This is a genomic window from Pseudonocardia wallangbongensis (assembly GCF_054486945.1).
Genome location: NZ_JBRERS010000012.1, coordinates 82,470 through 108,079 on the forward strand (window position 1 = coordinate 82,470; position 25,610 = coordinate 108,079).

The 25,610-nt window shown below is 71.4% G+C and carries 30 protein-coding genes; 6 read left to right on the forward strand and 24 right to left on the reverse strand.

The window, feature by feature from the left end:
- Positions 1-50: 50 nt before the first annotated feature.
- The 9 genes from ACU436_RS33125 to ACU436_RS33165 are packed head-to-tail and all read right to left on the reverse strand — an operon-like array spanning position 51 to position 8,593.
- Complete coding sequence (locus ACU436_RS33125; RefSeq protein ID WP_459030985.1) at positions 51-860, reverse strand: PaaX family transcriptional regulator; 810 nt, start codon at positions 858-860, stop codon at positions 51-53.
- A gap of 58 nt (positions 861-918) precedes the next feature.
- The gene (locus ACU436_RS33130) at positions 919-1,950 is read right to left on the reverse strand and encodes a LacI family DNA-binding transcriptional regulator (protein ID WP_459030986.1); all 1,032 of its coding nucleotides are present in this window, start codon (positions 1,948-1,950) and stop codon (positions 919-921) included.
- Between the two features lie 27 nt (positions 1,951-1,977).
- Positions 1,978-3,081 (reverse strand): zinc-dependent alcohol dehydrogenase, encoded by a 1,104-nt coding sequence (locus tag ACU436_RS33135; RefSeq protein ID WP_459030987.1) that lies wholly within the window; start codon positions 3,079-3,081, stop codon positions 1,978-1,980.
- The gene (locus tag ACU436_RS33140; protein ID WP_459030988.1) at positions 3,078-4,346 is read right to left on the reverse strand and encodes a Tm-1-like ATP-binding domain-containing protein; all 1,269 of its coding nucleotides are present in this window, start codon (positions 4,344-4,346) and stop codon (positions 3,078-3,080) included. Before ACU436_RS33140 ends, ACU436_RS33135 begins: the two co-directional genes overlap by 4 nt.
- Entirely contained in the window at positions 4,346-5,002 is a 657-nt protein-coding gene (locus ACU436_RS33145) for a class II aldolase/adducin family protein (RefSeq protein WP_459030989.1), read from the reverse strand. The genes ACU436_RS33140 and ACU436_RS33145 overlap by 1 nt, the downstream gene beginning before the upstream one ends.
- 25 nt (positions 5,003-5,027) lie before the next feature.
- Entirely contained in the window at positions 5,028-5,936 is a 909-nt protein-coding gene (locus ACU436_RS33150) for a creatininase family protein (RefSeq protein ID WP_459030990.1), read from the reverse strand.
- Positions 5,937-5,969: 33 nt separating this feature from the next.
- Complete coding sequence (locus ACU436_RS33155) at positions 5,970-7,022, reverse strand: ABC transporter substrate-binding protein (RefSeq protein ID WP_459030991.1); 1,053 nt, start codon at positions 7,020-7,022, stop codon at positions 5,970-5,972.
- A gap of 3 nt (positions 7,023-7,025) precedes the next feature.
- Positions 7,026-7,847 carry an ABC transporter permease gene (locus ACU436_RS33160; protein ID WP_459030992.1) on the reverse strand — a complete coding sequence of 274 codons (822 nt, stop codon included), beginning with the start codon at positions 7,845-7,847 and terminating at the stop codon, positions 7,026-7,028.
- Positions 7,844-8,593 carry an ABC transporter ATP-binding protein gene (locus ACU436_RS33165; protein WP_459030993.1) on the reverse strand — a complete coding sequence of 250 codons (750 nt, stop codon included), beginning with the start codon at positions 8,591-8,593 and terminating at the stop codon, positions 7,844-7,846. The genes ACU436_RS33160 and ACU436_RS33165 overlap by 4 nt, the downstream gene beginning before the upstream one ends.
- Before the next feature lie 314 nt (positions 8,594-8,907).
- Between ACU436_RS33165 and ACU436_RS33170 the strand changes: the two genes are divergently transcribed.
- A complete protein-coding gene (locus tag ACU436_RS33170; protein WP_459030994.1) occupies positions 8,908-10,272 on the forward strand; it encodes an MFS transporter in 1,365 nt (454 codons plus the stop codon).
- 99 nt (positions 10,273-10,371) lie between these two features.
- Here the strand turns inward: ACU436_RS33170 and ACU436_RS33175 are convergent, their stop codons facing one another.
- The 5 genes from ACU436_RS33175 to ACU436_RS33195 form a co-directional block, all read right to left on the reverse strand.
- Entirely contained in the window at positions 10,372-11,652 is a 1,281-nt protein-coding gene (locus ACU436_RS33175) for an ABC transporter substrate-binding protein (RefSeq protein ID WP_459030995.1), read from the reverse strand.
- Positions 11,653-11,666: 14 nt separating this feature from the next.
- Positions 11,667-12,512 (reverse strand): carbohydrate ABC transporter permease, encoded by an 846-nt coding sequence (locus ACU436_RS33180; protein ID WP_459030996.1) that lies wholly within the window; start codon positions 12,510-12,512, stop codon positions 11,667-11,669.
- Positions 12,499-13,479 carry a carbohydrate ABC transporter permease gene (locus tag ACU436_RS33185; RefSeq protein ID WP_459030997.1) on the reverse strand — a complete coding sequence of 327 codons (981 nt, stop codon included), beginning with the start codon at positions 13,477-13,479 and terminating at the stop codon, positions 12,499-12,501. Before ACU436_RS33185 ends, ACU436_RS33180 begins: the two co-directional genes overlap by 14 nt.
- A gap of 190 nt (positions 13,480-13,669) precedes the next feature.
- On the reverse strand, positions 13,670-14,041 hold the full coding sequence (locus tag ACU436_RS33190) for an STAS domain-containing protein (protein WP_459030998.1): 372 nt from the start codon (positions 14,039-14,041) through the stop codon (positions 13,670-13,672).
- 82 nt (positions 14,042-14,123) lie between these two features.
- Positions 14,124-14,873: an FkbM family methyltransferase gene (locus ACU436_RS33195; protein WP_459030999.1), complete on the reverse strand. Its 750-nt coding sequence runs from the start codon at positions 14,871-14,873 to the stop codon at positions 14,124-14,126.
- On the opposite strand from ACU436_RS33195, the gene ACU436_RS33200 reads away from it, so the two are divergent.
- Positions 14,833-15,765 (forward strand): putative protein N(5)-glutamine methyltransferase, encoded by a 933-nt coding sequence (locus ACU436_RS33200; RefSeq protein WP_459031000.1) that lies wholly within the window; start codon positions 14,833-14,835, stop codon positions 15,763-15,765. The genes ACU436_RS33195 and ACU436_RS33200 overlap by 41 nt on opposite strands.
- Positions 15,762-16,568 (forward strand): SAM-dependent methyltransferase, encoded by an 807-nt coding sequence (locus ACU436_RS33205; protein ID WP_459031001.1) that lies wholly within the window; start codon positions 15,762-15,764, stop codon positions 16,566-16,568. Before ACU436_RS33200 ends, ACU436_RS33205 begins: the two co-directional genes overlap by 4 nt.
- A 44-nt stretch (positions 16,569-16,612) precedes the next feature.
- Here ACU436_RS33205 and ACU436_RS33210 read toward each other — a convergent pair whose 3' ends face one another.
- Genes ACU436_RS33210 through ACU436_RS33220 form a run of 3 tightly spaced genes read right to left on the reverse strand, consistent with a single transcriptional unit; the run spans position 16,613 to position 18,297 of the window.
- The gene (locus tag ACU436_RS33210) at positions 16,613-17,491 is read right to left on the reverse strand and encodes a helix-turn-helix domain-containing protein (protein ID WP_459031002.1); all 879 of its coding nucleotides are present in this window, start codon (positions 17,489-17,491) and stop codon (positions 16,613-16,615) included.
- A gap of 6 nt (positions 17,492-17,497) precedes the next feature.
- Entirely contained in the window at positions 17,498-18,067 is a 570-nt protein-coding gene (locus ACU436_RS33215; protein WP_459031135.1) for a DUF6879 family protein, read from the reverse strand.
- Positions 18,067-18,297 carry a hypothetical protein gene (locus ACU436_RS33220; protein WP_459031003.1) on the reverse strand — a complete coding sequence of 77 codons (231 nt, stop codon included), beginning with the start codon at positions 18,295-18,297 and terminating at the stop codon, positions 18,067-18,069. Before ACU436_RS33220 ends, ACU436_RS33215 begins: the two co-directional genes overlap by 1 nt.
- A gap of 215 nt (positions 18,298-18,512) precedes the next feature.
- Between ACU436_RS33220 and ACU436_RS33225 the strand changes: the two genes are divergently transcribed.
- On the forward strand, positions 18,513-18,737 hold the full coding sequence (locus tag ACU436_RS33225) for a hypothetical protein (RefSeq protein ID WP_459031004.1): 225 nt from the start codon (positions 18,513-18,515) through the stop codon (positions 18,735-18,737).
- A 25-nt stretch (positions 18,738-18,762) separates the two neighbouring features.
- Here the strand turns inward: ACU436_RS33225 and ACU436_RS33230 are convergent, their stop codons facing one another.
- A complete protein-coding gene (locus ACU436_RS33230; protein WP_459031005.1) occupies positions 18,763-19,131 on the reverse strand; it encodes a cupin domain-containing protein in 369 nt (122 codons plus the stop codon).
- 60 nt (positions 19,132-19,191) lie between these two features.
- Here ACU436_RS33230 and ACU436_RS33235 point away from each other — a divergent pair, with 60 nt between their 5' ends.
- A complete protein-coding gene (locus tag ACU436_RS33235; RefSeq protein WP_459031006.1) occupies positions 19,192-19,653 on the forward strand; it encodes a DnaJ family domain-containing protein in 462 nt (153 codons plus the stop codon).
- A gap of 9 nt (positions 19,654-19,662) precedes the next feature.
- On the opposite strand, the gene ACU436_RS33240 is transcribed toward ACU436_RS33235, so the two are convergent.
- Together ACU436_RS33240 and lgt are read right to left on the reverse strand one after the other, a co-directional pair.
- A complete protein-coding gene (locus ACU436_RS33240; protein ID WP_459031007.1) occupies positions 19,663-20,298 on the reverse strand; it encodes a DUF2461 domain-containing protein in 636 nt (211 codons plus the stop codon).
- A complete protein-coding gene (gene lgt, locus ACU436_RS33245) occupies positions 20,295-21,317 on the reverse strand; it encodes a prolipoprotein diacylglyceryl transferase (protein ID WP_459031008.1) in 1,023 nt (340 codons plus the stop codon). Before lgt ends, ACU436_RS33240 begins: the two co-directional genes overlap by 4 nt.
- Before the next feature lie 118 nt (positions 21,318-21,435).
- On the opposite strand from lgt, the gene ACU436_RS33250 reads away from it, so the two are divergent.
- Positions 21,436-21,999: a TetR/AcrR family transcriptional regulator gene (locus ACU436_RS33250; protein ID WP_459031009.1), complete on the forward strand. Its 564-nt coding sequence runs from the start codon at positions 21,436-21,438 to the stop codon at positions 21,997-21,999.
- Position 22,000: 1 nt separating this feature from the next.
- Here ACU436_RS33250 and trpA read toward each other — a convergent pair whose 3' ends face one another.
- The 4 genes from trpA to ACU436_RS33270 all read right to left on the reverse strand — a co-directional run bounded on the left by trpA (position 22,001) and on the right by ACU436_RS33270 (position 25,562).
- Positions 22,001-22,795 (reverse strand): tryptophan synthase subunit alpha, encoded by a 795-nt coding sequence (gene trpA / locus ACU436_RS33255; RefSeq protein WP_459031010.1) that lies wholly within the window; start codon positions 22,793-22,795, stop codon positions 22,001-22,003.
- A gap of 73 nt (positions 22,796-22,868) precedes the next feature.
- Positions 22,869-24,170, reverse strand: coding sequence for a tryptophan synthase subunit beta (gene trpB, locus ACU436_RS33260; protein WP_459031011.1), 1,302 nt, complete (start codon positions 24,168-24,170; stop codon positions 22,869-22,871).
- Entirely contained in the window at positions 24,167-24,991 is an 825-nt protein-coding gene (gene trpC / locus ACU436_RS33265) for an indole-3-glycerol phosphate synthase TrpC (protein ID WP_459031012.1), read from the reverse strand. Before trpC ends, trpB begins: the two co-directional genes overlap by 4 nt.
- 43 nt (positions 24,992-25,034) lie before the next feature.
- Positions 25,035-25,562, reverse strand: coding sequence for a Trp biosynthesis-associated membrane protein (locus ACU436_RS33270; RefSeq protein WP_459031013.1), 528 nt, complete (start codon positions 25,560-25,562; stop codon positions 25,035-25,037).
- Between the last annotated feature and the right edge of the window lie 48 nt (positions 25,563-25,610).

Consider the following 25,610-nt stretch of genomic DNA (forward strand, 5'->3'; position numbering starts at 1 on the left):
CAAAGCTACAACACTATATGGACGGCCGTCCAGGTTCTGTAATGCTTTGCCTAGGAGGCCTTTGCGAGCTCCTCCAGCACGCCGTCGACGAACGCCTCGGCCGGCGCGCGCAGCAGCCCGTGCGCCTCGAGGAACACCTCGTGGGCCGCCCGTCCCGACCAGCCCCCGGGCAGCAACTCCGGCGGCAGGTCCGGGTCGCGGAACGGGAACCGCCGGTAGTCCTGCACGAGGCGCATGCGCGCGACGAGGGCCTCCCGGCCCGCCGGCCCGCGGCGGTAGCCGGCCAGCCGGGGCCGGTACTCCTCCAGCAACACGGCGTAGTCGCGGTCGAGACCGGCGAGGTCCCAGGCCCGGCTCGCCATGTCCCGGTCGGCGGCAGGCCCCTCCGACCGGGACCGCAGGACGTCCAACCGCACCGAGGCGTGCTCCGCCAGGTGGCTGCGCACCTCGCCCGTGCGGTCGTGCGGGCTGATCCACACCGACGGCGCGAGCGGTCCGAACCCCAGCCAGGCCAGCTGCTTGCGCAGCCCCTCCCGCAGCGCGCGCTCGGTCTCGGGCACCTGGTAGATCACCGTGTGCCACTGCCCGTCCCACGGCCCGCCGGCCCGGTCGAAGATCCGGGAGCGACCCTCGTCGAGCAGCCGCCAGGCGGTGTCGGTGAGCACGTAGACGGTCTCGCGCCCGTCGCGGCGGCTGGCCAGCCAGCCCTCCTTGCGCAGCCGGGCGGCCACCACCCGCACCGTCGGCTCCGGCACGTCGAAGCAGGCCATGAGCGCCACGAGCGCGCGCAGCCGGACCTCGCCGCCCCGGTAGCGCAGGTAGTCGCCGAACAGGTCGAACACGAGCGAGCGCGCCTTCACGCAGGTCAGCATATCCGCGACAACAAGCGGACGGGCGTCGAGCGATCGTCCGGCCCGGCTAACCAGCCGGTGCTGCAGCGCTGTCCCGGACCACCAGGCGGGTCGGCATGGTCTCGAACGTGGGCGCGCCGTCGTCCCCCCCGAGCTGCGCCAACAGCAGCCGCATGGCCGCGCTCCCCATCTCGTAGGTCGGGATCGCCACGGTCGTGAGGGTGGGCCGGACGTACCGGGCGATGGGGGTGTCGTCGAACCCGACGACCGAGACGTCGTCCGGGATCCGGCGCGCGGTGTCGGCGGCCGCGGCGTAGGCGCCCAGCGCGACGCGGTCGTTGGCGCAGAGCAGCGCCGTCGGCGGCCGGAGCGACCTGAGGATCTCGCGGGCCAGCGCGTACCCGCTCTCCTCGGTGAAGTCGCCGTACCGCACGGCCGGCGCGAGCCCCTCCAGCCCGGACGCCTTCAGCGCGTCCCGGAAGCCCTGGGCGCGGTCCTGCACCGTGGTCGACGACGCGGGCCCGCCGACGAACGTGATCCGGCGGTGCCCGAGGCCGATCAGGTGCTCGGCCGCGGCGCGGCTCGCCGCCACGTTGTCGATGCGCACCGACGGGTGCGCGGTGAGGTGCCGGCCGACGGCCACCAGCCCGGTGCGGTACCTGCCGAGCACCGCGGTGTTGTCGGGCACGTCGGCCCACCCGCCGCCGGCCACCACGATCCCGTCGACGCGGGTCTTGATCAGGGTGTCGAGGTAGCCGGTGATCTTGGCCGGGTCCCGGTCGGTGTTGCAGAGCACCACCCGGTAGCCGTGGCTCGACGCCGCGTCCTCCACCCCGCGCACCAGGGGCGGGTAGTAGGGGTTGGAGATGTCCGGGACCACCAGCCCGATCGTGGCCGTCCGGTGCTGGAGCAGGGCGCGCGCGAGGTCGTTGGGCCGGTAGCCGAGCTCGTCGATGGCGCGCTGGACCTTGTCCCGGGTCTCCTTGCGCATCGGCACGTCCGCCGTGGCCGGGCTGAGCACGCGGGACACCGTGGCGACGGACACGCCCGCCGCGGCGGCCACATCCCTGATGCTGACCGCGCCCTTGCTCCTCGGCATCCCACGCGCTCCCTGTCGTTCCCCCGCTTAAGGAACGAGGACGACCTTCATCGGGTCACCCTCGCGCTCGCGAACGACTCGGAACGCGTCGGCGATGTCCTCGAGGGGGATCCGGTGCGTGATCAACTCCTCGCCGCGCAGACCGCCGGAGGCGGCCATCGCCATCGCGCGCTTGACGTTGTTGCCGCCCTCCCCCCGGGAGGTGAACATCGAGATGTCGCTGCGCACCGCGGCGGAGAGGTCGAGCGTCACCGGGCCGGGGTAGAACGCCACGAACACGATCTTCCCGGCGCGCTTGGTCATCGCGATGCACTGGTCGGGCACGCCCGGCCCGCCGGAGGTCTCGATCACCCAGTCGGCGCCGTCGCCGCCGGTCAGCTCGCGCACACGCTCCACCGGGTCGGTCTCCCGCGCGTTGATGATCTCGGTGGCGCCCAGCCGCTCGCCGAGCTCCAGGCGCGAGGCCCGGGTACCGACCAGCGTGACGCTGCGGGCGGCGAGCTGGCGGCACAGCTGCACGGTCATCAGGCCGATCGGGCCGGGCCCGACGACCACGACGTCCTGGCCCGCCATGTACCCGCCGGCCACGTCGATGCCGTAGAGGCCGGTGCCCGCGGTGGTCACGAGCACGGCGTCGGCGAACGAGATGTTGTCCGGCATCTTGTAGAGCGCCTTGACGTCGTGCACGGCGTACTGGGCGAACCCGCCGTCCACGGTGATGCCGCTGGCCCGCTGCCCCTTGCCGGGCTTGGCGTAGTTCAGGCAGGCGGTGTACTTGCCGATGATGCAGTTGTCGCAGCGGCCGCACCCGGCGTGCACCTCGATGGCCACGCGGTCACCGATCGCGAACTCGTCGACGGACTCGCCGAGGGCCACCACGGTGCCGGCCCACTCGTGGCCGGGGGTGAACTCGCCGAACGGCGGGGTCTGCGGGAAGTGGCCGTCGAAGATCTTCAAGTCGGTGCCGCAGGTGCCGCACATCGCGACCTCGACGAGCACCTGGTGCGGACCGGGCTGCGGCACCGGGCGGTCGACCACCCGGATGTCGCCGGGGCCGAAGAGCACGGCGGCGCGCATGGAGTCCGGGATCGGGCGAGTGCCGGTGGGGGCCGCTTGGACGTCGGCGGTCATGTCACTCCTCGGGTCGCGGTCGCGCGGTCGGTCGCGCTGGAGGGCAGGTGCCGCAGCAGGGCCTCGGCCGCCTCCACCGCGAACCGCGGATCGTTGATCGGCAGGTCCAGCTCGCGGTGGTCGACGTGCGGGCCGAGGTCGGACCGCAGCCGGGCGACGAGCGCGGCGTTCGCCTCAGGATCATGCAGGATGCCGCCGGGCGAGCCGATCTGGGACCAGCCCTGCATCGGGACCAGCACGGTGGTGGGCCCGGTGGCGGCGTTCGCGCGTTCGGCGAACAGGGCGCCGAGCCGGTCGAGCTCGGCCGACCCGGCGCGGACGTTCGTGTTGTGCGGGTTGTGGTGGTGCACGGGCCGGTCCCGAAGGTGCTGCGGGATCGTCTCCTCGGCACCGAAGCAGAAGTACTCGCACCCGCCGGGCACCAGGACCTGCGGGATGCCCCGCTCGCCCGCCGCAGTGAGCCGGCCCGGGCGGACCGGGGCGTAGATGTCGGCGGGCTCGATCTCGCCGAGCAGCTCGTGCGTGGTGAGGTCGAGCACCCCGGCGAACACGCCCTCGGCGACCAGCCGCTCCATCGCAGAGCCGCAGGCGCCGGAGGCGTGGAAGGCGACCGTGTCGACGCCGGCGACCTGCAGCCGCTCGATGGCGGTGGTGACCGCCGCGTGGGTGTTGCCGAACGCCGTGATCGCGACGAGCGGGCGGGCACCGGGGGGTGGTGCCGGCCTGCCCGCCGCGACCATCCCGGCGACCGCGGCCGCCGCCCCGCGCAGGACGGGGGCGGTGACCGCGTTGGGGCCGCCGAGCAGGTCCGCGACCGAGAACATCATCGTGACGTCACTGTCACCGACGTAGCCGCGGACGTTTCCGGAGGCGACCGTGGACACGATCACCTTGGGCACGCCGTACGGCAGCGGCCGCATCGCCGCGGCCGCCACCGCCGTGCCCTGGTTGCCGCCGACGGCGAGCACCCCGCTGAGCTGCCCGGCGTCGCGCCAGACGCGCAGCAGGAGTCCCGCGCCTGCGGCCATCTCCGCCATCGCCCGGTCCCGCCGGGTGTGCTCGCGGAGATCCGCGAGCGACGCCCCGGCGGCGTGCGCCACCACCTCGGCGGGAACGTCGCGCTCCGGGTCGGCGAGCTCGGTGGCCCGCAGCCCGATGTCGACGATCCGGGTGGGGTGCCCGAGCTCGGCGAGCACGTCGCGGAGGTAGTGCGCCTCGCCGGCCTTGGTGTCCAAGGTGGCGAGCACCGCGACGAACGGGTCCATCAGCGGACCTCCGCCAGGGGGTCGGTGTCGTCGGCGAGCGGGATCTTCGCCGGCGACGTGCCCCGGATGGCCGCCGCGAGCGACGCCACCTGCGCGCAGTCCTCCAGGTACTCCGTGCGGAAGTACGCCGTGCGCAGGTCCGGGCCGATCGTGATCGACCCGTGCTCACGCATGACGACCGCACGGACGTCCGGATCGGAGTACGCCCGGACCACCGCCTCGGCCAGCTCGGGAGAGCCGGCCGGCAGCAGCTCCACGTACCCGACCTTCTGGAGGTGACCCCGCGCCGCCGCGTGGACGAGCGGGAGCGGCTCGTCCGCCACGGCGAACGCCACGACGTGCGGCGGGTGCAGGTGCACCACCGCACCCGTCTCCGGCCGCGCCTGGTAGAGCGCGGCGTGCCAGCGCCACTCCTTGGAGGGCCGCCGGCCCGGGTCGAGAACCTCACCGTCGAGGGCCATCAGGACGGTGTCGGTGAGATCCATGTCCCCCTGGCACCCTCCCGTCGCCTTGATCAGAATGAGGTCGGTGCCCGGCACCCGCAGGCTGTTGTTCCCGCTGACGCCGGCCACCAGCCCCCGCTCGTAGCCGCGCCGGGACCAGGCGACCAGTTCCTCCCGCAGCAGCTGGAGGACCACCGGGTCCGGCTCGGTCATGGCAGCGCCCACTCCTCGGCGCCCCTCAGGCCCGCGACGGGTAGTCGCTGTTGGTGATCTCGACCTTGAACTGGCGTGCCTCGTTGACGAAGTCGGCGAGGTGGGCCGACATCCGGTCGAGCATCTTGAGCCCCTTCTCCCTGGAGGAGCGGAAGGGGTTGCCGATGGTGGCGGTGTCGCTGTACTCGTGGTGCTCCATCGGCACCCAGATGTTCTCCGAGCCCTGGAACTTCACCGTGGACGTGCCGTCGATCTTGGAGAACTTGTCGGTCATGTAGGCCGGCGCGTGCGCCCGGTCCTGCACGGCCCGATCCATGTGCACCAGTCCGTCGGCGGTGGCCATGAGTGCCGAGGTCTCGAGCTCGCTGGAGTGCCAGCCCGGGGTCTCCTCCGGCGGGTTCTCGAACAGGTCCTGCACCACCGACGCGTCCCGCTCGGTCGGGGTCTTGTAGTAGGAGATGAAGGCGCCGGTGTCGTAGCGCAGCTGACGCATCACCTCGTCGATCGGCTTGATGTTCGAGCCGTGGTGCGAGACGAAGATGATCTTGCGAAAGCCGTGGAAGATGAGGCTACGAGCGACATCGCTCATGATCCGCCGGTAGGTCTCGGCCCGCAGCGTGATCGTGCCCGAACCCTCGAGGTGACGGCCCATGTGGTGCGGCGAGTAGCCGAAGGGCACCAGCGGCGAGTACAGGACGTCGGCGGCCTTGGCGGCCCGCTCGACGACCTCCATCGTCACGTAGCTGTCGGTACCCAGCGGGATGTGGGCGCCGTGCTTCTCGGTGCTACCCAGCGGCACCATCACGACATCCTGGTCGCCACCCTCCGCGAGCCGCTCCTTCACCTCCGCGTAGGAGAGAGCGAGGATGTTGTGCTTGCGGTCGATGTTGGCGTCCGCGTCGACGTAGTCCTTCTCGCCAACCTTGTCGGTCATGAACCGTGCCTTTCTGTCGGGGTTCTCGTGGAGTCAGCGCCAGCGCGCGTCTCCGGTCTGCACGCCCAGCGAGTCGACGGCGTCGATCACGGGACCGGCGTCGACGAGCTGGTCGTAGTCGGGAGCCTGGTTCTCGAGGATCCCGAGCGCTTCCATCCGCCGCATCGTCGCCTTGATGCGGGCCTTGTCGAGCCCGGTGTTGACCGGGAAGGCGCCCTGCTTGCCCAGCAGGCGGTCGTACGCCTCCGAGATCACCGCCTCGTCGAACTCGGTGGTCTTGGCGACGATCTTGACGGTCTCGTCCTTGTTCTCGTACATGAACCGGTGGGCCCGGGTCAGCGCCGTCAGGAACTTGACAGCGGTGTCGCGGTTGGCCTCGAGCCACGGGCGCGACACGAAGTAGGTGCCGTAGTGGTACTCGGGCACGATGTCGGACATCTCGGCGATCACGTGCATGTCCGGGTGGTCGCGCTGGACCGCCACGGCCTGCTCGGTCTGCAGGATCGCGTTCTGGATCCGGCCGTCCACCAGCGCGGCGTTGTAGGACTGCGCGTCGACCGGGATGTACTCGACGTCGTCCGGGGTGAGCCCCGCCGACTGGAGCACGAGGCGGGTCATCACCTCGCGGAACGCACCGACCTCCTGCACGCCCACCTGGTGGCCGCGCAGGTCGGCCGGGGTCTGCACCGACGCGGGGGCGACCGAGGAGACCGTCAGCTTGTCGGTGTAGGCGCCGATGATCGCGACGTCGCCACCGCCCGCCGAGGCGTTCACGACGGGCTCGATGCTGGCGCCCCCGATGTCGAGGGCGTTGGCGACGACCCCCTGGACCACGGACACGCCGGAGCGGAGGTTCTGCGTCTCGACGTTCAGACCGACCTCGGAGAAGAAGCCCTTCTCGGTCGCGACGGCGATGTCGGAGTTGGCGAAGCTGGTGACCCCGGTGGGAAGGCCCACCCGGAGCGTCTGCTGCCCGTTCTCGTCGGGCCCTTCGGCACTGCTGGACGGGGAATCCCCGAAGGCGCCGCACCCGGCGAGCAGGCCGGTGACGGCAACGGCGGCGAGTAGAGGGCGGAGTCGTCTCATGGATCAGTCCTTTGCTGCCCACCGCACGACTCTGCGCTCGGCCCACTCGAGCAGCGCTGTCAGCGTGATGCCGAGCAGCGCGATCAGCAGGATCGGGACAAAGGTGCGGTCGGTCCGGAAGCTGTTGGCGTTGGTGACGATCAGATTGCCGAGGCCAGCGAAAGCCGTGAAGAACTCCGCGACGATCACACCGATCAACGCGCGTCCGATGGCCAGGCGCAAGCCGGTGACAACATACGGCAGCGCCGACGGCAAGATCAGGTCGATCCACATCCTGCTCTCTTTGGAGCAGAAGGACTGGGCCACCTCGATGAGGCCACGGTCCACTTCCTGGACCCCGCGCATGGTGTTGATCAGCACCGGGAACAGCACGAACAGCATCACGACGACCGTCTTCGCCGTGGGCCCGAACCCGAACCAGACGACGATCACCGGGATCAGGGCCACCGACGGGGTGGCGTAGAGCGCGTTGAGCGGCAGCTCGATGAACGCGCCGAAGGTCTGGCTGCGGCCCGCCACGAGCCCGATCGCCAGCCCCGCCCCGATCCCGATCAGCGAGCCGACGGTGAACACCACCATGCTCTCGCCGAACGCCTTCCACAGGCTGCCGTCGGCCATCATCTCGACCGACGCCACGACGATCTTGCTCGGCGAGGACAGCAGCACCGGGTTGATCGCGCTCCCGTACAGCTCCCACGCGACGGTGATGATGACCAGGGAGGACAGGCGCAGCGCCCAGCGCCGGGCGGGTGTCAGGCCGCGCCGCACCCGGACCGTCCTCTTCGGCGCGGCGGGCGGCGCCGCCGTCACGGCGGGGGCCGTCATGACCCGTCCCCGGCCTGGAGCGCGTTCCACAGGGTGTCGCGCAGCTGCGGGTAGTCGGGGTGGGTCCGCACGGAGCGGGCGCTGCGCGGCCGCGGGATGTCCACCGGCACCTCGAGCGAGATCCGCCCGGGCGGGCCCGCGATCACGACGACCCGGTCGGCCATGAGGATGGCCTCGTCGATGTCGTGGGTGATCAGCACGCCGGTCATGTCGGCACTGCGCTCCCAGAGCTCGAGCACCTCGTTCTGCAAGAGCTCGCGGGTGATCGCGTCGACGGCGCTGAACGGCTCGTCGAGCAGCAGCAGCTCGGGCTCGACGGCGAGCGCGCGGGCGATGCCGACGCGCTGCTTCATCCCGCCGGAGAGCTGGTGCGGGTAGTGATCCGCGCAGTGGCCGAGGTTCATGATCCGCAGCAGCCGGTCGACGCGCTCGCCCGTGTCGCCGGTGACGCGGCCCTGGACGCGCAGGCCGTACTCGACGTTGGTGCGCACCGTCTTCCACGGGAAGAGCCCGAAGTGCTGGAAGACCATCGCGATGCGCGGGGTGGGCCCCACGACCGGCTCGCCGTCGAGGCTGACCGCCCCGCCCGACAGCGGCAGGAGCCCGCCGACGCTGCGCAGGAGCGTGGTCTTCCCGCCCCCCGAGGTGCCGATGATGCAGACGAACTCGTGCGCGGCGACCTCGAGCGAGATCCCGTCGAGGATCTGGTTGCCCCCCAGGCGCACCGAGACGTTGTCGACGCACACCTTGGAGCCGTCTGGGGACCTGTCACCGGCGCTCTCCGGGTCGGGCGCCGGGTCTATCCCCGGCGCGGATGTCGTGTGCGTTGCGGGCGTACGGGGCGGCAAATCCGACCTCCCGAGGCTTCGTCGCCGTGGGTGTAACGCTTTTCAGTAACGCGTTACAGACCCTAGGGGCCGCCGCGGATCCATGTCAACCGCCGCATGTGGCGCCCCCGGCTCGCGGCCTACCCCGTCTGGGCGTATCGTCCGGTTCGACGCGGAAATGTCGTTCCGCTTAGCGGAACTGGCGCTCATCGGCGAGCACCGAGGGAGACGACATGACCACTCGTTCCACCGGCGAGGGACCCCGACCGGGCACCGGGGGAACCGGCGGGAAGACCGAGCCGCGTGGGCTGCGGAGAGTCGTCCTCGGCGCGCTCGTCGGCACGGCACTCGAGTGGTATGACTTCTTCATCTACGGCACCGCCGCGGCGCTCGTGTTCAACAAGCTGTTCTTCCCCCAGGCCGATCCGGTCATCGGCACGATCACCGCGTTCGCCACGTTCGGCGTCGGCTTCGTGTTCCGGCCGCTCGGCGGAATCCTGTTCGGGCACATCGGCGACCGCATCGGGCGCCGGGCCACGCTGATCCTGACCACGCTCGTCATGGGCCTGTCCACCGGCGTCATCGGGTTGCTGCCGACCTACGACACGATCGGCGTCTGGGCTCCGACCCTGCTCGTGCTGCTGCGCGTGCTGCAGGGGCTGGGCGCCGGGGCCGAGTTCGGTGGCGCCTCCACCCTGCTCGCCGAGCACGCGCCGCAGCACCGGCGCGGCTACTACTGCTCGTTCGCCCAGCTCGGGGTGCAGATCGGGCTGGTACTGGCCACCGTGTCGTTCCTGCTGGTCGGCCTGCTCCCCGAGGAACAGCTGCTGTCGTGGGGATGGCGGGTGCCGTTCCTGGCGAGCTTCCTGATGATCGGGGTGGCGCTGTACGTGCGCCTGCGCGTGGAGGAGTCGCCGGTGTTCCGGGCGATGGCCGCCGAACAGCAGGTGATCAAGCTGCCCGTCCTGGAGACGCTGCGCACCTACCCGCGCAACATGCTCATCGGCGTCGGCGCGCACATCGGCGACACGGCGTGCGCCTACCTGTACGCCACCTTCACCGTCTCCTACGCCACCAGCACGCTCGGCATCGACCGCAGCACCGTGCTGACCGGCGTGATCATCTTCGGGCTGATCGTGATCGCATTGCAACCCGTGTACGGGGCCCTGTCCGACCGCATCGGCCGCAAGCCGCTCAACGTGTTCTCCATGGTGTTCACCGCGGTGTTCATCTTCCCGTTCTTCCTGCTCCTGCAGACCGGGCAACCGGTGCTCATCGTGCTCGCGCTCGTCGTCGCCACCGCGTTCGGGTGGGCCCCGGTGATCGCGGTGCAGCCCGCGTTCTACGCGGAGCTCTTCGGCGCACGGGTGCGCTACAGCGGCTTCGCCACGTCCCGGGAGATCGGCGCCGCCCTGGCCGGGTTCACCCCGCTCATCGCGGCCGCGCTGGTGGCCGCGGCGGGCGGCGCACCGTGGGTCGTCGCCGCCTACATCGGCGCCCTCTGCCTGATCTCCCTGATCGCGTTCCTCGCCGCCCCGGAGAGCAAGGACATCGACATCGCGGCGGCAGGGCCGGCGCGGCTGCACGCGAACCGGTGACACCGAGTAGCGCCTCCGAACGAACGGCACCCTCGCCCCGCTCTATCGTACGAACGTGCCGCCCGTCCAGCAGATGAGGCGTTGAGCGGAGACGGGGCCTCAGGTCGTCGCCGCGTTCACCTGCTCCATGAACGCGTCGGCCGCCTGCTCCACCGACAGCTGGCCGAAGAGCACCTGCTCGTTGAGCTGCTGCATGATCCCCTGCACCTCCCCGGCGCCCTGCGGGGGCAGCGGCGGCGGGGGCGCGATGTCGGGCTCGATCTCCTCCAGGAACGCGGCGGCCTGCTGGTCGGCGGGCGTCAGCTTGGCGAGGATCCGCTCGCGCTGCTCGACGTTCACGGGCAGGCCGCGTTCGCTCAGCATGAGGTCGGCGACGCGGGGGTCGTTGAGGAGGAAGTCGATGAAGCGGGCGGCCTCCTCCGGGTGCTCGGTCTGCGCGCTCGCCGACCAGAACTGGGCGGGCTTGAAGTACATCCCGGCCTGCCGCTCGGCGTTCTCACCGGGGAACCGCAGCAGCTGCAGCTCGCGTCCGGACACCTCGTCGAGCGCGAGCAGCTGGTTGCTCCACGCGGTGCCGAGGGCGCCCTGGTGGGTCGAGAACAGCGAGCCGTCGATGTCCGCGGCCTCCAGCTCCACCGTCTGCGCGGCGGGCGGGGCACCGCCCGTCTCGTGGAACCGCAGCTGGTGGCCCCACCAGTCCACCAGCGTCTGCCGGGTGAACCCGAGGTCGCCCTGCTCGTTGAACAGGGCCTCCCCGCGCTGCCGGGCGAAGATCTCGAAGCTGGTGTCGATCGCCGTGGTCATCTGGTAGCCCCAGGTGCCGTCGGGGGCGGCGTTCGCCACCGCGGTGGCGGTGGCGATCATGTCGTCGTAGGTCCAGGTGGCGTCGTCCGGCATCGGCACGCCGGCATCCGCGAACACCTGCGGGTCCGCGACCACGGCGTGGGCGTTGATGCCGATCGGGATCGCGAACATCTCGCCCTCGATCACACCCGTCTGCATGACGGAGGGGTCGAGCGCCTCGGTGTGGATGGTGCCCGGCACGTACTGGTTGAGGTCGAGCAGCGCCCCGCGGTCGGCGTACTCGCGGACGTAGCGCGTCTCCTGCTGCATGACGTCCGGGGCGCCGCCGCCCGCGACCTCGGTGGCGAGCCGGTCCCAGTAGTCGCCGAACCCAGTGAAGGACGGCTCGATCGTGACGCCGGGGTGCTCGGACTGGTAGAGGTCGATGATCTTCTGCGTGTACTCGTGGCGCGGGTCGCTCCCCCACCACGAGAACCGCAACGTGACCGGGCCGCCCTCGTCGCCCCCGCCGCCGCAGCCGCTGAGCAGCAACGCGAAGGCCACCGCCGCGGCCCCGAGTGCTCGCCGTCCCCGCATGTCAGCTTCCCTTCTCACTTGAGGCCGGTGGTCGCGATGCCTCGGACGAGGTAGCGCTGCCCGGCGAGGAAGAACCCGAAGATCGGCCCGAGGGCCACGATGGACATCGCGAAGACCGGACCCCACGGGGTCTGGCTGGTGGCGTCGACGAACGTCCGCAGCGCCACCGGCACCGTGTACATGTCCGGGTCGGTCAGGAAGATCAGCTGGCTGAAGAAGTCGTTCCAGGTCCAGATGAACGTGAAGATCGCCGTGGTGGCCAGCGCCGGCAGCGACATCGGCATGATGATCCGCCAGAAGATGCCCGTGTGGCCACAGCCGTCGATGCGCGCGGCCTCGTCGAGCTCACGCGGGATGCCGCGGATGAACTGCACCATCAGGAACACGAAGAACGCGTCGGTGGCGAGCAGCTTCGGCACGATCAGCGGCCAGTAGGTGTTGATCCAGTCCAGCTGCGAGAACAGGATGTACTGCGGCACGATCACGACGTGGATCGGCAGCATGATCGTGCCGAGCATGACCGCGAACCACAGCCGCTTGTAGCGGAACTCCAGCCGCGCGAACGCGTACGCGGCCAGCGAGCACGCCAGCAGGTTGCCGATGATCGAGCCGGCCACCACCACGAGCGAGTTGAGGATGTAGCGGTGGAACGGGTGGGCGAGCGCCGTCCAGCCCTCGGCGTAGTTCGCGGCCGTGAAGTGGTCCGACCACAGGCCGGGGCTGGAGAAGATCTCGTTCGTCGGCTTGAACGAGCTCGACAGCGTCCAGATCAGCGGGTAGAGCATCACCAGGCCGAAGAGGATCAGGCCGAGGTGGGCCAGCAGCCGGGGCCGCCCGCGGGACCGCTCAGTCGTCGCCATAGAACACCCAGTACTTCGAGGCCAGGAAGTTCACGGCCGTGAGCAGCGCGACGATCATGAGCAGCACCCACGCGAGCGCCGACGCGTATCCCATGTCGAAGTTGCCGAAGCCGCGTTGGTAGAGGTAGAGCGTGTAGAACAGCGTCGAGTCGGCCGGGCCGCCGGAGCCGCCGCTCACGATGAACGCCTGCGTGAACGTCTGGAACGACCCGATCAGCTGCAGCACGAGGTTGAAGAAGATGATCGGCGACAGCAGCGGCAGCGTGATCGAGAAGAACCGGCGGGCGCGGCCTGCCCCGTCGATCGCCGCAGCCTCGTAGTACATCTGCGGGACCTGCCGAAGCCCGGCCAGGAAGATCACCATCGGCGAGCCGAACGTCCACACGTTGAGGACGATCAGGGTGCCCAGCGCGTACGCGGGCGTGGACACCCAGCCCGGCGGGTCGACCACGCCGACGGCCCGCAGCAGCGTGTTGACGAGCCCGTCGGTGCCGAACATCTGCCGCCAGAGCACCGCGACGGCCACGCTCGAGCCCAGCAGCGAGGGCAGGTAGTAGATGGACCGGTACAGCGCGAGCCCGCGCAGCCCCCTGTCCAGCACCATCGCGAGGCCGAGGGCGAACGCCAGTTGCAGCGGCACCGACACGAGCACGTAGGTGAACGTGACCTCGAGCGCCTTGTAGAAGCGCGGGTCGGACACCATGCGCGTGAAGTTGTCGAGCCCGACCCACTCCGGCGCGGCCAGCAGGCTGTAGTCGGTGAACGACAGGTAGAACGACGCCGCGATCGGCCCGGCCGTGATCAACCCGAGCCCGAGGAACCACGGCGCGAGGAACAGGTAGGCGGCCTTGCCGTCGGAGAGGTACGGGAGCCGGTCGAGCAGCCTCCGCCGCAACGACGGCGGGGCCGGAGGTGGCGCGGGGCCGGAAGCTGCCGGGGGACGGACGTCCTCACCTAGCGCCGTCACAGGGGCGCCTCCATCCAGATCCTCGTCGATCCCACCGGCCGGCCGGCTCGCGCCCATTAGGTCAAAGGGCCTGCCGCTGCGTCAACAACCCTTGCCGAACTTTTCAGGCATTTGCATCGCGGAGCCCTTCCGCGTACCGAAACGCGCAGCCTACGCAGGGGTCGACTCCTGCAACCCTTTGCAGATCGGGTCAGGGAGCGCGGTGACCGTCGCCGTCGAGGAGGGCGTCGCCCAGGGTGTGGTGCAGGTTCAGGTGCTCGTGGATGGCGGCCGCCTGGAAGGCGCGGGCCACCGCCGAGCCCCCGCCGTCGATCACGACCTTCAGCGCGATCCCCCGCTGCGTGGCGTGCTCGTGCGCGTCGACGAGCACCGCAAGGCCAGCCGAGGACAGGAAGCTCACCGCCGTCAGGTCGACCACGATGCCCTTCGGGGCCCGGGCACCCCGCTCGTCGAGGATCTCGTCCAGCGCGGCGCGCAGGCGCGGGCCCGAGGTGAGGTCGATCTCCCCGCTGACGGTCAGCACGCTGACCGTGCCGGCCCGCACCGGCGTGATCGTCACCATCCTCCGGTTGCTCCGCTCGACGTCGAGATTTCGGACGAACGAAGAACCATACCCCGAATGGGGGAGGGTGCGGGACGGTTCGCTACTCGCTCCCGTCCGCGAGGCGGGCGTAGACGTCGCCCGAACGCCCGAGGGGCCGGACCCGATCGAGGAGCGCGACCAGGTCCGGGGCCTCGAGCCAGTGGTCGGAGGCGAAGCGCATGGTCTCGACGGGCGAGTAGTTGTACCGATAGTCGCCCAGCTCCTGCACCCGAGCCAGCACGGCGAGGGACCGTTCGTGCGTGGGCGGCAGGTACTCGAACGACAGCGCGGGCAGCGGCCGGGAGAGCCCGGCCAGCACGTCCGCCTCGAAGCCCTCGACGTCGATCTTGCAGAAGGCCGGCATGCCGTACGTGGCGATCAGCTCGTCGAGGGTGCTGACCTCCACGTCGACGGAGCGGTCCCACCGCACCCGGGCGAAGCTGCGGTCGGCGACCACCGACTCCCGCCAGTCCTTCGACATCGACGACACCGTTGGCGTCGCCGTCGACACCCCGAGCCGGGCCCGACCCACCTCCGCGCCGACCGCGCGCGGCTCGATCGTCACCTCGCGGTCCCGCCCGAAGAGCAGCCGCAGCACGCGCAGGCAGTCCGGCTGGGGCTCGACGGCCACGACGCGCGCCCCCAGCCGCCGCCAGGTGCGCACCCGGCCGCCGACGTGGGCACCGATGTCGAAGGCGACATCGCCCGGGCCGAGGAACTCCCCGTAGAGACGCACCGCGCGGCGGTGCTTGGCGGGCTGCCCGTGGTAGATGACCAGCGAGCGCGCGATACCCAAGGCGCGGGCGAGCATCCGGAGACGGTACCGCGACCGCCGCGCTGCTCCGGTCCTCGGGCCACGGCGCTATCGTTCGCTCATACAACCGACCGCCCCCCTCGCCGACGTCATCGCGCGGCTCAGGGCCGCCGGCTGCGTCTTCGCCGAGGACGAGGCCCGGCTGCTCGTCGACGCCGCCCGCACCCCCACCGAGCTGGCCGACCTGGTCGAGCGGCGCGCCGCCGGGCTCCCCCTCGAGCACGTGCTGGGCTGGGCCGAGTTCGCCGGGCGGCGCGTGGCCGTCGACCCGGGTGTCTTCGTCCCCCGCCGACGCACCGAGCTCCTCGCCCGGGAGGCCGCCGCACGCGCGAGCCCGGGCGCCGTCGTCGTCGAGCTGTGCTGCGGTTCCGGCGCCGTCGGCGTCGCGGTGGCGGCCGCCGTGCCCGGGGTCGAACTGCACGCCGCTGACATCGACCCGGCGGCGGTGCGCTGCGCCCGCCGCAACGTCGGCGCCGTGGGCGGGCAGGTGTACGAGGGCGACCTCGACGCCCCGCTACCCCCCGCGCTGCTCGGCCGCGTCGACGTGCTCGTGGCCAACGCCCCCTACGTGCCGACGGACGCGGTCGGGCTGATGCCGCCCGAGGCCCGCCTGCACGAGCCCCGCGTCGCCCTCGACGGCGGCGCCGACGGGCTCGACATCCAACGCCGGGTTGCCGCCGCCGCTCCCCGCTGGCTCGCCCCCGGCAGGTACCTCCTGATCGAGACGAGCGATCGCCAGGCCCCGGACACGGCCGCGGCGATGGCGGAAGCGGGCCTCACGGCCCAGGTGGTGCGGGAGGCGGAGCTGGACGCGACGGTCGTGATCGGGCGGCTCGCACACCAACGGCGGTCCGGACAGCCGGCCCCGCCACTATGGTTCACCACGTGACGGACGGCTCCTCTGGCACTTTCCCGGTCGATAACACGGTTCCGCAGTCTGCTCGGGTGTGGAACTACTGGTCAGGCGGCAAGGACAACTACGCTGTCGACCGCGAGGTCGGCGATCAGATCAATAGGTTGAACCCGCACATCGTGGAGATCGCCCGCGCCCAGCGGCAGTTCCTCGTGCGTGCGGTGACGTATCTGGCCCGTGAGGCCGGGATACGCCAGTTCCTCGACGTCGGCACCGGTCTCCCCACCGCGAACAACACCCATGAGGTGGCGCAGTCGGTGGCGCCCGAATCGAGCATCGTCTACGTCGACCACGATCCGATGGTGCTCGCGCACGCCCGTGCGCTTCTGGTCGGTAGCCCGGAGGGCCGAACGGCCTACATCGACGCGGACCTGCGTGGACCCGACAAGATCCTTCGTACCGCCGCGGACACCCTGGATTTCAGCAAACCTGTCGCGCTGATCCTGCTGGGAATCCTCGCCCACATCACCGATGACGACGAGGCGTACGCACTCGTCGGGCGGCTGGTCGATGCGCTGCCCTCGGGTAGCCATCTCGTCGTGTGCGACGACACCGACGTCATCTACCCCGAGGCGATGGACGAGATGGTCCGGCAATGGAACGAGAGCGGTGAGAACCCGCGTGTGAACCGAACACCGGAGAGGATCGCGCGCTTCTTCGACGGGCTGGAGATCGTCGAACCCGGTGTGGTGTCGGTGTCGCGTTGGCGGCCGGGTCCCGTCGACGTCGGCGCCGTTCCCGAAGTGGACGACTTCGGTGGCGTCGGCATCAAACGCTGAGAGTCGGCGCTCTCGTCGACTCACCCGATACCGGCCGACCCGGCTCAGACCACGGCGTCCTCCCGGTACTCCCCGGCCGCGCGGCTGATCAGAGTGCGCACGTCGTCGTCGTAGACGGCCATCTTCTCGAGCTCGGTGAAGAGCGCGTCGTAGTCGGCGACGTCTCCTGGCTCGGTGGTCAATGCGGTCGCCGTCTTGGTACCGATGCACACGCCTCGCGAGTCGTACATGTCGAAGCCGTGAGGGGCGAAGACGCGCGCCCGCGCCCGCGTCGGGATGATCCCGAGCCGGACGTTCGGGAGTCGGCTGGCCTCGATCAGGTGCTCCATCTGCTCGGCCATCAAGGTCGGGGAGCCGACGTACCAGTTCAGGGCCGCCTCGGTCATGATCAGCCTCCATCGGCGGTGCTCTTCGTCGGCGATCTGCCGGTAGCGGGTGGCTCGGACGGCGGCCAGGTCTGCAGGCGGGTCGGCATCCGCGGGGCTGCTCGGCCGTGCGTTGTGGGCGGTGAACACTTCGAGCGCGTAACCGGGGGTCTGCAGGGCACCGAGGATCATGTGGGGCTGGTAGGCGCGGATCAGAGCGGACGACTGCTCGACCTCGGAGACCCGGGCCTGGAACCGCAGGTTCTTGCCCCGTTGCATGATCAGCCTGGAGTCCAGCCGAGCGGGCTTCATCACCGTCACGAGTTCGATCAACCGCCGCTGTTCCTCGGGCGTCGCCTTGTAGAGGAGAGCCAGCCTGCGCGCGGTGTCGATGTCAGGCACCCCGCGACCGGTTTCGGCCCGGGAGAGTTTCGACTGCGTGATATCAGCTCGCTTCGCCGCATCGGGCTGGATCAGCCCGGCGCGTTCGCGCAAGTCGAGAAGCAGGCGCGACAACTCGTCGAGCTCGGCCCTTGCCTTGCGCTTGCCACGTGCCATCAGTGATCAGGTGACCTTCCCGTCCGGATCTCGGCGCAGCTCAGGATGCCGCGACCACCAAGTCGCGAACTCCTCGGCCACTGGCTGGTCCTCGGTCCCCAGAACGAGTCGTCGGGCGGTTCGATACACCTCGACCTGCTCTGGCTCGACGCTCGCCCCGAGGAACTGCCCACTCTCGGAATAGTGCATCCGCACCGCGTGCTGGTCATCCAGCAGCCAGTAGTCGTGATCGACCAGGTCGTCCGGAATCCGGTGCTCGCCGGGGTGGAGTATGCGTACGTCCTCGCCGGCCGCGCTCGTCAAGGCGTAACCCCACTCGCACTCGTAGCGCTCATACGGGTGCAGGGGCTCGTGCAGGAGCCGGACGCGATGTCGATGCAGTCCGCGCGCCCGATCGTCCGTGAGATGGTCCAGCCACGGCCGGAGCCGCTCCCATGTGGGCTCCGGTTCGTTCGCGAGGTAGCGACCGTAATCGTTGCCGTCGGATGCGACCTCGTAGGCGGGCTGGCGTTCCCAGCGATAGGCGCTGTGGGTGAAGTGGGCGCGGATGTACGCGCTCAGCTCGGCAGCATCCATCACCGGCCGAACGCTCCCGCGAGGTCGCTCTTCTCGAACTCGACGAGAATCTCCCCGGACCCGATCTTGTGCCGGTACGCGTCGACCAGTCGCGGGTCGTCGACGATCTTCGCGACCGCCTGCACCTTGCCAGGACGGGCCAGCACCTCGCCGAGCACGAAGCAGGTGCCGTCGGTGGGACAGTCACCGGCCTCGGCCAGCACTCGGACCTTGTAGGCGTGGTCGGTCACGGGCCCCTCCTCAGCTGTCATGGACGCCCGGTCATGGTGCTCGCACCCGGGCGATGGAGTCAACCCAACGATTGACTATGTATTGCCATAGTCATCCCATCGATTGCATACTGACCGAGTGGCCACCGGTCGCCTGTCGACATGGATACGGCGGTGGACCTACCGAGGACGTCATCGGGCAGGCAGGGCAATGCGCGCACGGAAGGCAGGTCACGGTGAGCTCAGACTCGGCCGCCGACATCATCGAAGTACTCGCTGAGTTCCTGCTCGCGCAGCCCACCGCGCTGGCGAACCTGCTCGCTCTGCATGTGGACGACGGCAGCGGCGCCTGCCGCACGTGTGCGGTTGGCGGCCAGCACTGCAAGCTCGCCTGGCCGTGCTCCCTCCGCATCGCCGCGGACCGCGCGCTGGCACTCGGCGGCCGGCGTACCCCTCGTTGAGATCAGCAGCCGGCCGCGCGTCCCCTCAGTCCCGGTGCGCCGCCTCCAGGGCGAAGGCGGGCAGGCAGACCGCGACGTACTCGGCCCCCTCGGCCGCCGGGGAGCTGTAGCGCACCCACTCCCCCGCCGCGGTGTGCAGGGCCTGGCCCGCGGTCACGGTCAGCTCGCCGCCCTCGTGCTCCACCCGGAGCGCGCCGCGCAGCACGAGCGTGAACTCGTCGAACTCGGGGCGTTGCCCCGGCTCGGACCAGCCCGCCGGGCTGCGCATGTGGGCGACCGACAGCCTGGCCTCGCCGGTGTTCACCCGGCCCACGTACTCGTCGATCGTCTTCGGCGGCTCGCCCGCCGCCGTCACGCGGCTGGGGCTCTCGATCAGTTTGGGCACGTCCCGCATCCTCGTCCCGGCGCGTTCCGCGGAACGCGGCGGGTACCTTCGGCGGTGGGGGAGGCGAGCATGGCGAACGAGGCGTACTGGGCCCGTCACGAGTCCAGGATCGACGAGCAGATCCGGAAGGCCGAGGAGCGGGGCGACTTCGCCGACCTCCCCGGCAAGGGCAAGCCACTGCCCGGGCTCGACGCCCCGTACGACGAGAACTGGTGGATCAAGGGCTGGATCGAGCGCGAGAACGTGCCGTCCGATGCCCTGCTGCCCACCCCGCTGCAGCTGCGCAAGGAGGCCGAAGGGCTCCCGGAGAGCGTGGCCGACCTGCCCACCGAGGAGGCCGTGCGCGCCACGGTCTCCGACCTGAACCGGCGCATCGTGGAGTGGCTGCGCGCGCCGTCCGGGCCGGCGATCCCGGTGAAGCGGGTCGACCCCGAGGCGATCGTGCGGGGATGGCGGGCAGCGCGCCAGGCGCCGCCTCCCCCGCCCGCCGCGCCCACGTCCACGCGCACCCGCTGGTGGCGCCGGAAGTAGCGCGGCGCGCTACCGCCGCGGCTGCTCGCTCGGCCCCACGTGGTCGGCGAGCCACTCCGCGAGCGGCTGAAGCTCCCGCCAGGTGTGGGCGACCCGGTCCAGGGTGCCCGGCTCGTGCAGGACGTCGTCGGGTTCCCAGCCGCGCCAGGCGTACAGGCCCTTGTGCCGCAGCAGGTCGATGCGCGGGTGGTCCGGGTCGAACCCGCGGGGCCGGGTCTTGAGGGTCTCCCCCGCCAGGGTGAGCTCCCCGAACGCGGCGAGCCGCTTCTCGAGGTCGCCGCCGCGCCGGTCCTCGGCCACGGCCGTGCGGTAGCGGGCGACCTGGTCGGGCGCCATCCGGTAGTAGCCGCCCGCGACCAGCAGACCGTCGGAACCGACCTGCACGTAGAACGGCCCGACCGTGGCGCCGCAGTGCGTCTTGTACGGCGTCTTGTCGTGCGAGAACCGGACGTCCCGGTACGGCCGGAAGACCTTGCCCGGGCCGAACTCCGGCTCCAGCGCGGCGAGCAGCGCCTGCATCGGCGCGCGGACGTCCGACTCGTACACGGCCCGCTGGTCGGTCCAGTAGGCCTTCGAGTTGTCGGCGATCAGCCCGTCGTAGAACTCGACGGCGCCGTCCCCGAAACCGGTGAAGGAGGACGTCATGGTGCGCGGTCGCCCGCCTCGGCCGGGTCCTTCGCCGGCTTCTCGGCGTTCTCGTCGTCCTCGTCGTGCAGCTCCGGCTCCGGCTCGGCGTCCACGGCCGCCCCGTCCGGCGCCGGCTCCTCGACGGGCGCCGCCGCGGGGCCCTCAAGCACCTCCCGGGGCTTGCGGACCAGCGCGATGTAGAGCACCGCCGCCGCGAACACCACCGCGGCGACGACGACGTTGATCCGGATGTCGCCGAACACGCGCGTGGCGTGGTCGGTGCGCATCTGCTCGATGAAGAACCGGCCGGCGGTGTAGCCCGCGACGTACACGGCGAACGCCCGGCCGTGGCCCAGCCGGAACCGCCGGTCGGCCCACACCACGAGCCCGGCGACGGCCAGGTTCCACAGCAGCTCGTACAGGAACGTCGGGTGGACCACCTGGGTGGCGACGTGGCTCACCGCGACGCCGCCCAGGTCGTCGCGCAGCCCCGTGACCGGGTTGACCCGGTCGTAGATCTCCAGGCCCCACGGCAGCGTGGTGGGCGCGCCGTAGAGCTCCTGGTTGAACCAGTTGCCCAGCCGGCCGATCGCCTGCGCCGCGACGATGCCCGGCGCCACCGCGTCGGCGAAGAAGGCGAGCGGTACGCCGTGGCGCCGGCACCCGATCCAGGCACCGACGGCGCCGAGCGCGATCGCCCCCCAGATCCCGAGGCCGCCCTCCCAGATCCGGAGGGCACCGAGGGGGTCGCCGCCGGGGCCGAAGTAGGTGTACCAGTCCGTCATCACGTGGTAGAGCCGGCCGCCGACCAGCCCGAACGGCACCGCGAACACCGCGATGTCGGTGACGGTGCCCTGCTGCCCGCCGCGCGCCACGAACCGGCGCTCGCCCCACAGGACCGCGACGACGATGCCGGCGATGATGCAGAGCGCGTAGGCGCGGATCGGGATGGGGCCGAGCATCCAGACCCCCCGGTCCGGGCTCGGGATGTAGGCCAGCACGCTGCTGATGACCGGACTGACGACGGCAGGACTCACGCCGCCACGGTAGCGCCACGCTCCGGCGGCGGTGGGAGCGGTCGCGCTCCGATGGGCACGATCACCTGGTCGCGAAGCTCGGCGTGATGTCATTCGGTGCCATCACTAGGATGGAGGCATGGGTCGCTGGGAGCCGAACGCGAGCGGGCGGCTTCGCGAGGCCGCGCTGGACCTCTACGTCGAGCGCGGCTACGAGCAGACGACGGTGGCCGAGATCGCCGCGCGTGCCGGGCTCACCGCGAGGACGTTCTTCCGGCACTTCGCCGACAAGCGCGAGGTGCTCTTCGAGGGTTCCGGTTCGCTGCAGGAACGCCTCATGAGCGCCCTCGAGGGCGCCCCGGCATCCGCGACCCCGATGGAAGCCGTGGGGGCGGCCCTCGACGCCGCGGCCGAGGTGCTCGGGGACCACCGCGAGCACGCCCGGCGGCGCCAGCTCGTGATCGCCGCGAACGCGGAGCTGCAGGAGCGCGAACTGATCAAGATGGCCACGCTCTCCGCCCAGCTGACCGATGGCCTGCTCCGGCGCGGCGTCACCGACCCGACGGCCCGGCTCGCGGCCGAGGCGGGGATCGCCGTGTTCCGCGTGGCGTTCGAGCGCTGGGTCGCCGAGCCGCAGGACCGGGGCCTGGCGCGGGTCATGCGCGAGGTGCTCGACGAGCTCGGGACCCTCGCCGGCCGGTGACTCAGGCCGGCTGCGGGGCGGCGCGGCGCACGCCGCCCGCCAGCTCCCGTGCCAGCGCCCGCGCACCCTCCGCGCCGCCGTTCTCGGCCGCCGTGACGAACGCCGAGCCGACGACCACACCATCCGCGAACCCGGCGACCTCCGCGGCCTGGTCGGCCGACCGCACGCCGAGCCCGACCCCGATCGGCAGCGACGTGTGCGCGCGGCACCGCGCCACGAGCGCGGGGGCGGCGCTCGCGACGGCGTCCCGGGCACCGGTGACGCCCATCGTCGAGGTGGCGTAGAGGAACCCGCGGGTGGCGGCCGCCGTGGACGCGATGCGCTCCTCCGTGGACGAGGGCGCGACCAGGAAGATCCGGTCCAGGCCGTGGGCGTCGGAGGCGGCGAGCCACTCCTGCGCCTCGTCGGGGATCAGGTCGGGGGTGATCACGCCGAGCCCGCCTGCAGCGGCGAGGTCGCGGGCGAACGCGTCGACGCCGTAGCGCAGCACCGGGTTGTAGTAGGTCATCACGACCGCCCGGCCGCCCGCGGCGGAGACCCGCTCGACGACCGACAGCACGTCGCGCAGCCGGAAGCCGGCCCGCAGCGCGGTGTCGGCGGCCGCCTGGATCGTGGGCCCGTCCATCACCGGGTCCGAGTACGGGATCCCGACCTCGAGCAGGTCGCAGCCGCCCTCGACCATCGCGGAGAGCAGCTCGACCGAACCGTCGACGGTCGGGTAGCCGGCCGGCAGGTAGCCGACGAGGGCGCTCCGGCCCTCGGCGCGCGCGGCCTCGAAGATCCCCTGAACGCTCATCGCACGCCCTCGCTGGCGCTCGGCCGGCGCTGCGCGCAGGCGCTGTGTCGATGATTCGCTCGCTGACGCTCGCTCACCGCGGCCCCTCCGTCATGCTCGCCTCGGCGATGGCGGTGCCGCTCGCGTCGTCGGCGCTCTCGCCGTCGGCGATCATGCCGAACCACTTGGCGGCCGTGTCGACGTCCTTGTCGCCGCGCCCCGAGAGGTTCACGACGATCACCGCCTCCGGTCCGAGCTCCTGGCCGAGCTTCAGCACGCCCGCCACGGCGTGAGCCGACTCGATCGCCGGGATGATCCCCTCGGTGCGCGAGAGCAGCGCGAACGCGTCCATCGCCTCGGCGTCGGTGACCGGGCGGTACTCGGCCCGGCCCAGGTCCTTGAGCAGGGCGTGCTCCGGCCCGACGCCGGGGTAGTCGAGGCCGGCGGAGATCGAGTGCGACTCGACGGTCTGCCCGTCCTCGTCCTGCAGCAGGTAGGACAGCGCGCCGTGCAGCGCGCCGGGCGAGCCCGCCGTGAGGGTGGCGCCGTGCCGGCCGGTGGACACCCCGTCGCCGCCCGGCTCGAAGCCGACCAGCCGCACGCCGGGGTCGTCGATGAAGGCGTGGAAGATCCCGATCGCGTTGGAGCCACCACCGACGCACGCCGCCACCACGTCCGGCAGCCGCCCGACCCGCTCGAGCACCTGCTCGCGCGCCTCGAGGCCGATGATCCGGTGCAGGTCGCGGACCATCATCGGGAACGGGTGCGGCCCCGCGGCTGTGCCGAGCAGGTAGTGGGTGTCGTCGACGTTGGTGACCCAGTCGCGCAGCGCCTCGTTGATCGCGTCCTTGAGCGTGCGGGAGCCGGTCTTCACCGGCACCACCCGGGCGCCGAGCAGCCGCATCCGGGCGACGTTCAGGGCCTGCCGCTCGGTGTCGACCTCACCCATGTACACGACGCACTCGAGGCCCAGCAGCGCACAGGCCGTGGCGGTGGCCACGCCGTGCTGGCCCGCGCCGGTCTCGGCGATCACGCGCTTCTTGCCCATCCGCCTGGTGAGCAGCGCCTGCCCGAGCACATTGTTGATCTTGTGTGACCCGGTGTGGTTGAGGTCCTCGCGCTTGAGCAGGATCCGCGCGCCGCCCGCGTGCTCCGAGAGCTTCGGCACGTCCGTCAGCGGGGACGGCCGGCCGCTGTAGTCGCGGTGCAGGCGGTCGAGCTCGTCGAGGAAGTCGCGGTCACCGCGGGCCTTCTCGTAGACGGTGGCGAGCTCGTCCAGGGCCGCGATCAGCGCTTCGGGGACGAACCGGCCCCCGAAACGGCCGAAGTGGCCCCGCTCGTCCGGGTCGTGGTCCGACGGGTGCGCGACCCCGTCGCTCGCCTTGCTGTGTGTCACCGGACCATTCTCGAACACGACGGGTGGAAGCCGGCAGCCACCAGGCTGCGCACGGCGCCACCCGGGTCGCCGCTGGTGACGAGGCCCTCGCCGACGAGCACCGCGTCGGCGCCCCACCCGGCGTAGGTGAGCAGGTCACCGGGCCCGCGGACGCCGGACTCCGCCACCCGCATCACGTCGGTGGGCAGGCCGGGGGCGATCCGCCCGAAGATCGTGCGGTCGACCTCGAGGGTGTGCAGGTCGCGAGCGTTCACCCCGATGACCTTGGCGCCCGCCTCCAGCGCGCGGTCGGCCTCCTCCTCGGTGTGCACCTCGACGAGCGCGGTCATCCCGAGCGACTCGACCCGGTCGAGCAGGGAGTCCAGCGCGTTCTGCTCCAGCGCGGCGACGATCAGCAGCACCAGGTCGGCGCCGAAGGCCCTGGCCTCGTGCACCTGGTACGGACTCACCACGAAGTCCTTGCGCAACACCGGCACGTCGACGACGGCTCGCACCGCCGCGAGGTCCGCCAGGGACCCGCCGAAGCGCCGCCCCTCCGTCAGCACGCTGATCACCCGCGCGCCGTTGTCGGCGTAGGACGCGGCCAGGTCCGCCGGGTCGGCGATGTCCGCAAGGTCGCCCTTCGACGGGCTCCGCCGCTTCACCTCGGCGATCACCCCGATCCCCGGGGCGCGGAATGCGGCCATCACGTCCCGCGGGGACGGGGCCGCCGCTGCACGCCGCTTGATCTCCGCGAAGTCGACCTGCGCCTCACGCACCGCGAGATCGGCCCTGACACCGTCCACGATGGAATCGAGGACGCTGGCTCCGCCGTTCGCCATCGCAGCGGTCCTCCTCTCCGGATAGGGCCAGGCGCGAATCATGCTAGACAGGCGCGTTTCGCGGCCCGTCGCCAGGATCGTCCCCCGCGTCGCCGGGCGGTTCGTCGGGGGGGTCGACCGAGGGGTCCCGACCCTGATCGAGCTCCTCCCACGCGGCCCGGTCCGGGTCGCGCTCCACCCGCCGCTCCCCCGGCGCTGCGTACCGTGCGCCGAGCCGCGGCAGCCGGCGTTCCCGCACGAGCACGAGGGTCCCCACGGCCAGCAGCACGACCGCCCCCGCGATCACGAGCAGCGGCGCAGCGGTCGCGCCCGCCAGCGCCCGCACGCCGAGCACGGCCACCGCGATCCCGACCAGCGCGAGCAGCCCGCCCACGAGCCTGCGCAGCACTCCGCCGGTGGCCACCACGCCCGCCACCCCGGCGAGCGCGAGCAACGCCGTGCCGCCCAGCCACGGCGCCACCTGCGCCCCGGTGAGCTCGACAGGAGGTGAACCGGCCGGATGCACCCGCTGCCAGACCGTGGCCGAACCCGCCCACAGCAGCACCGCCGAGAGCACCAGACCCGCACACACCGCGCCCAGCAACTGTGCTGATCGGCCTCCGCTTCGCTCCGGCGAGCT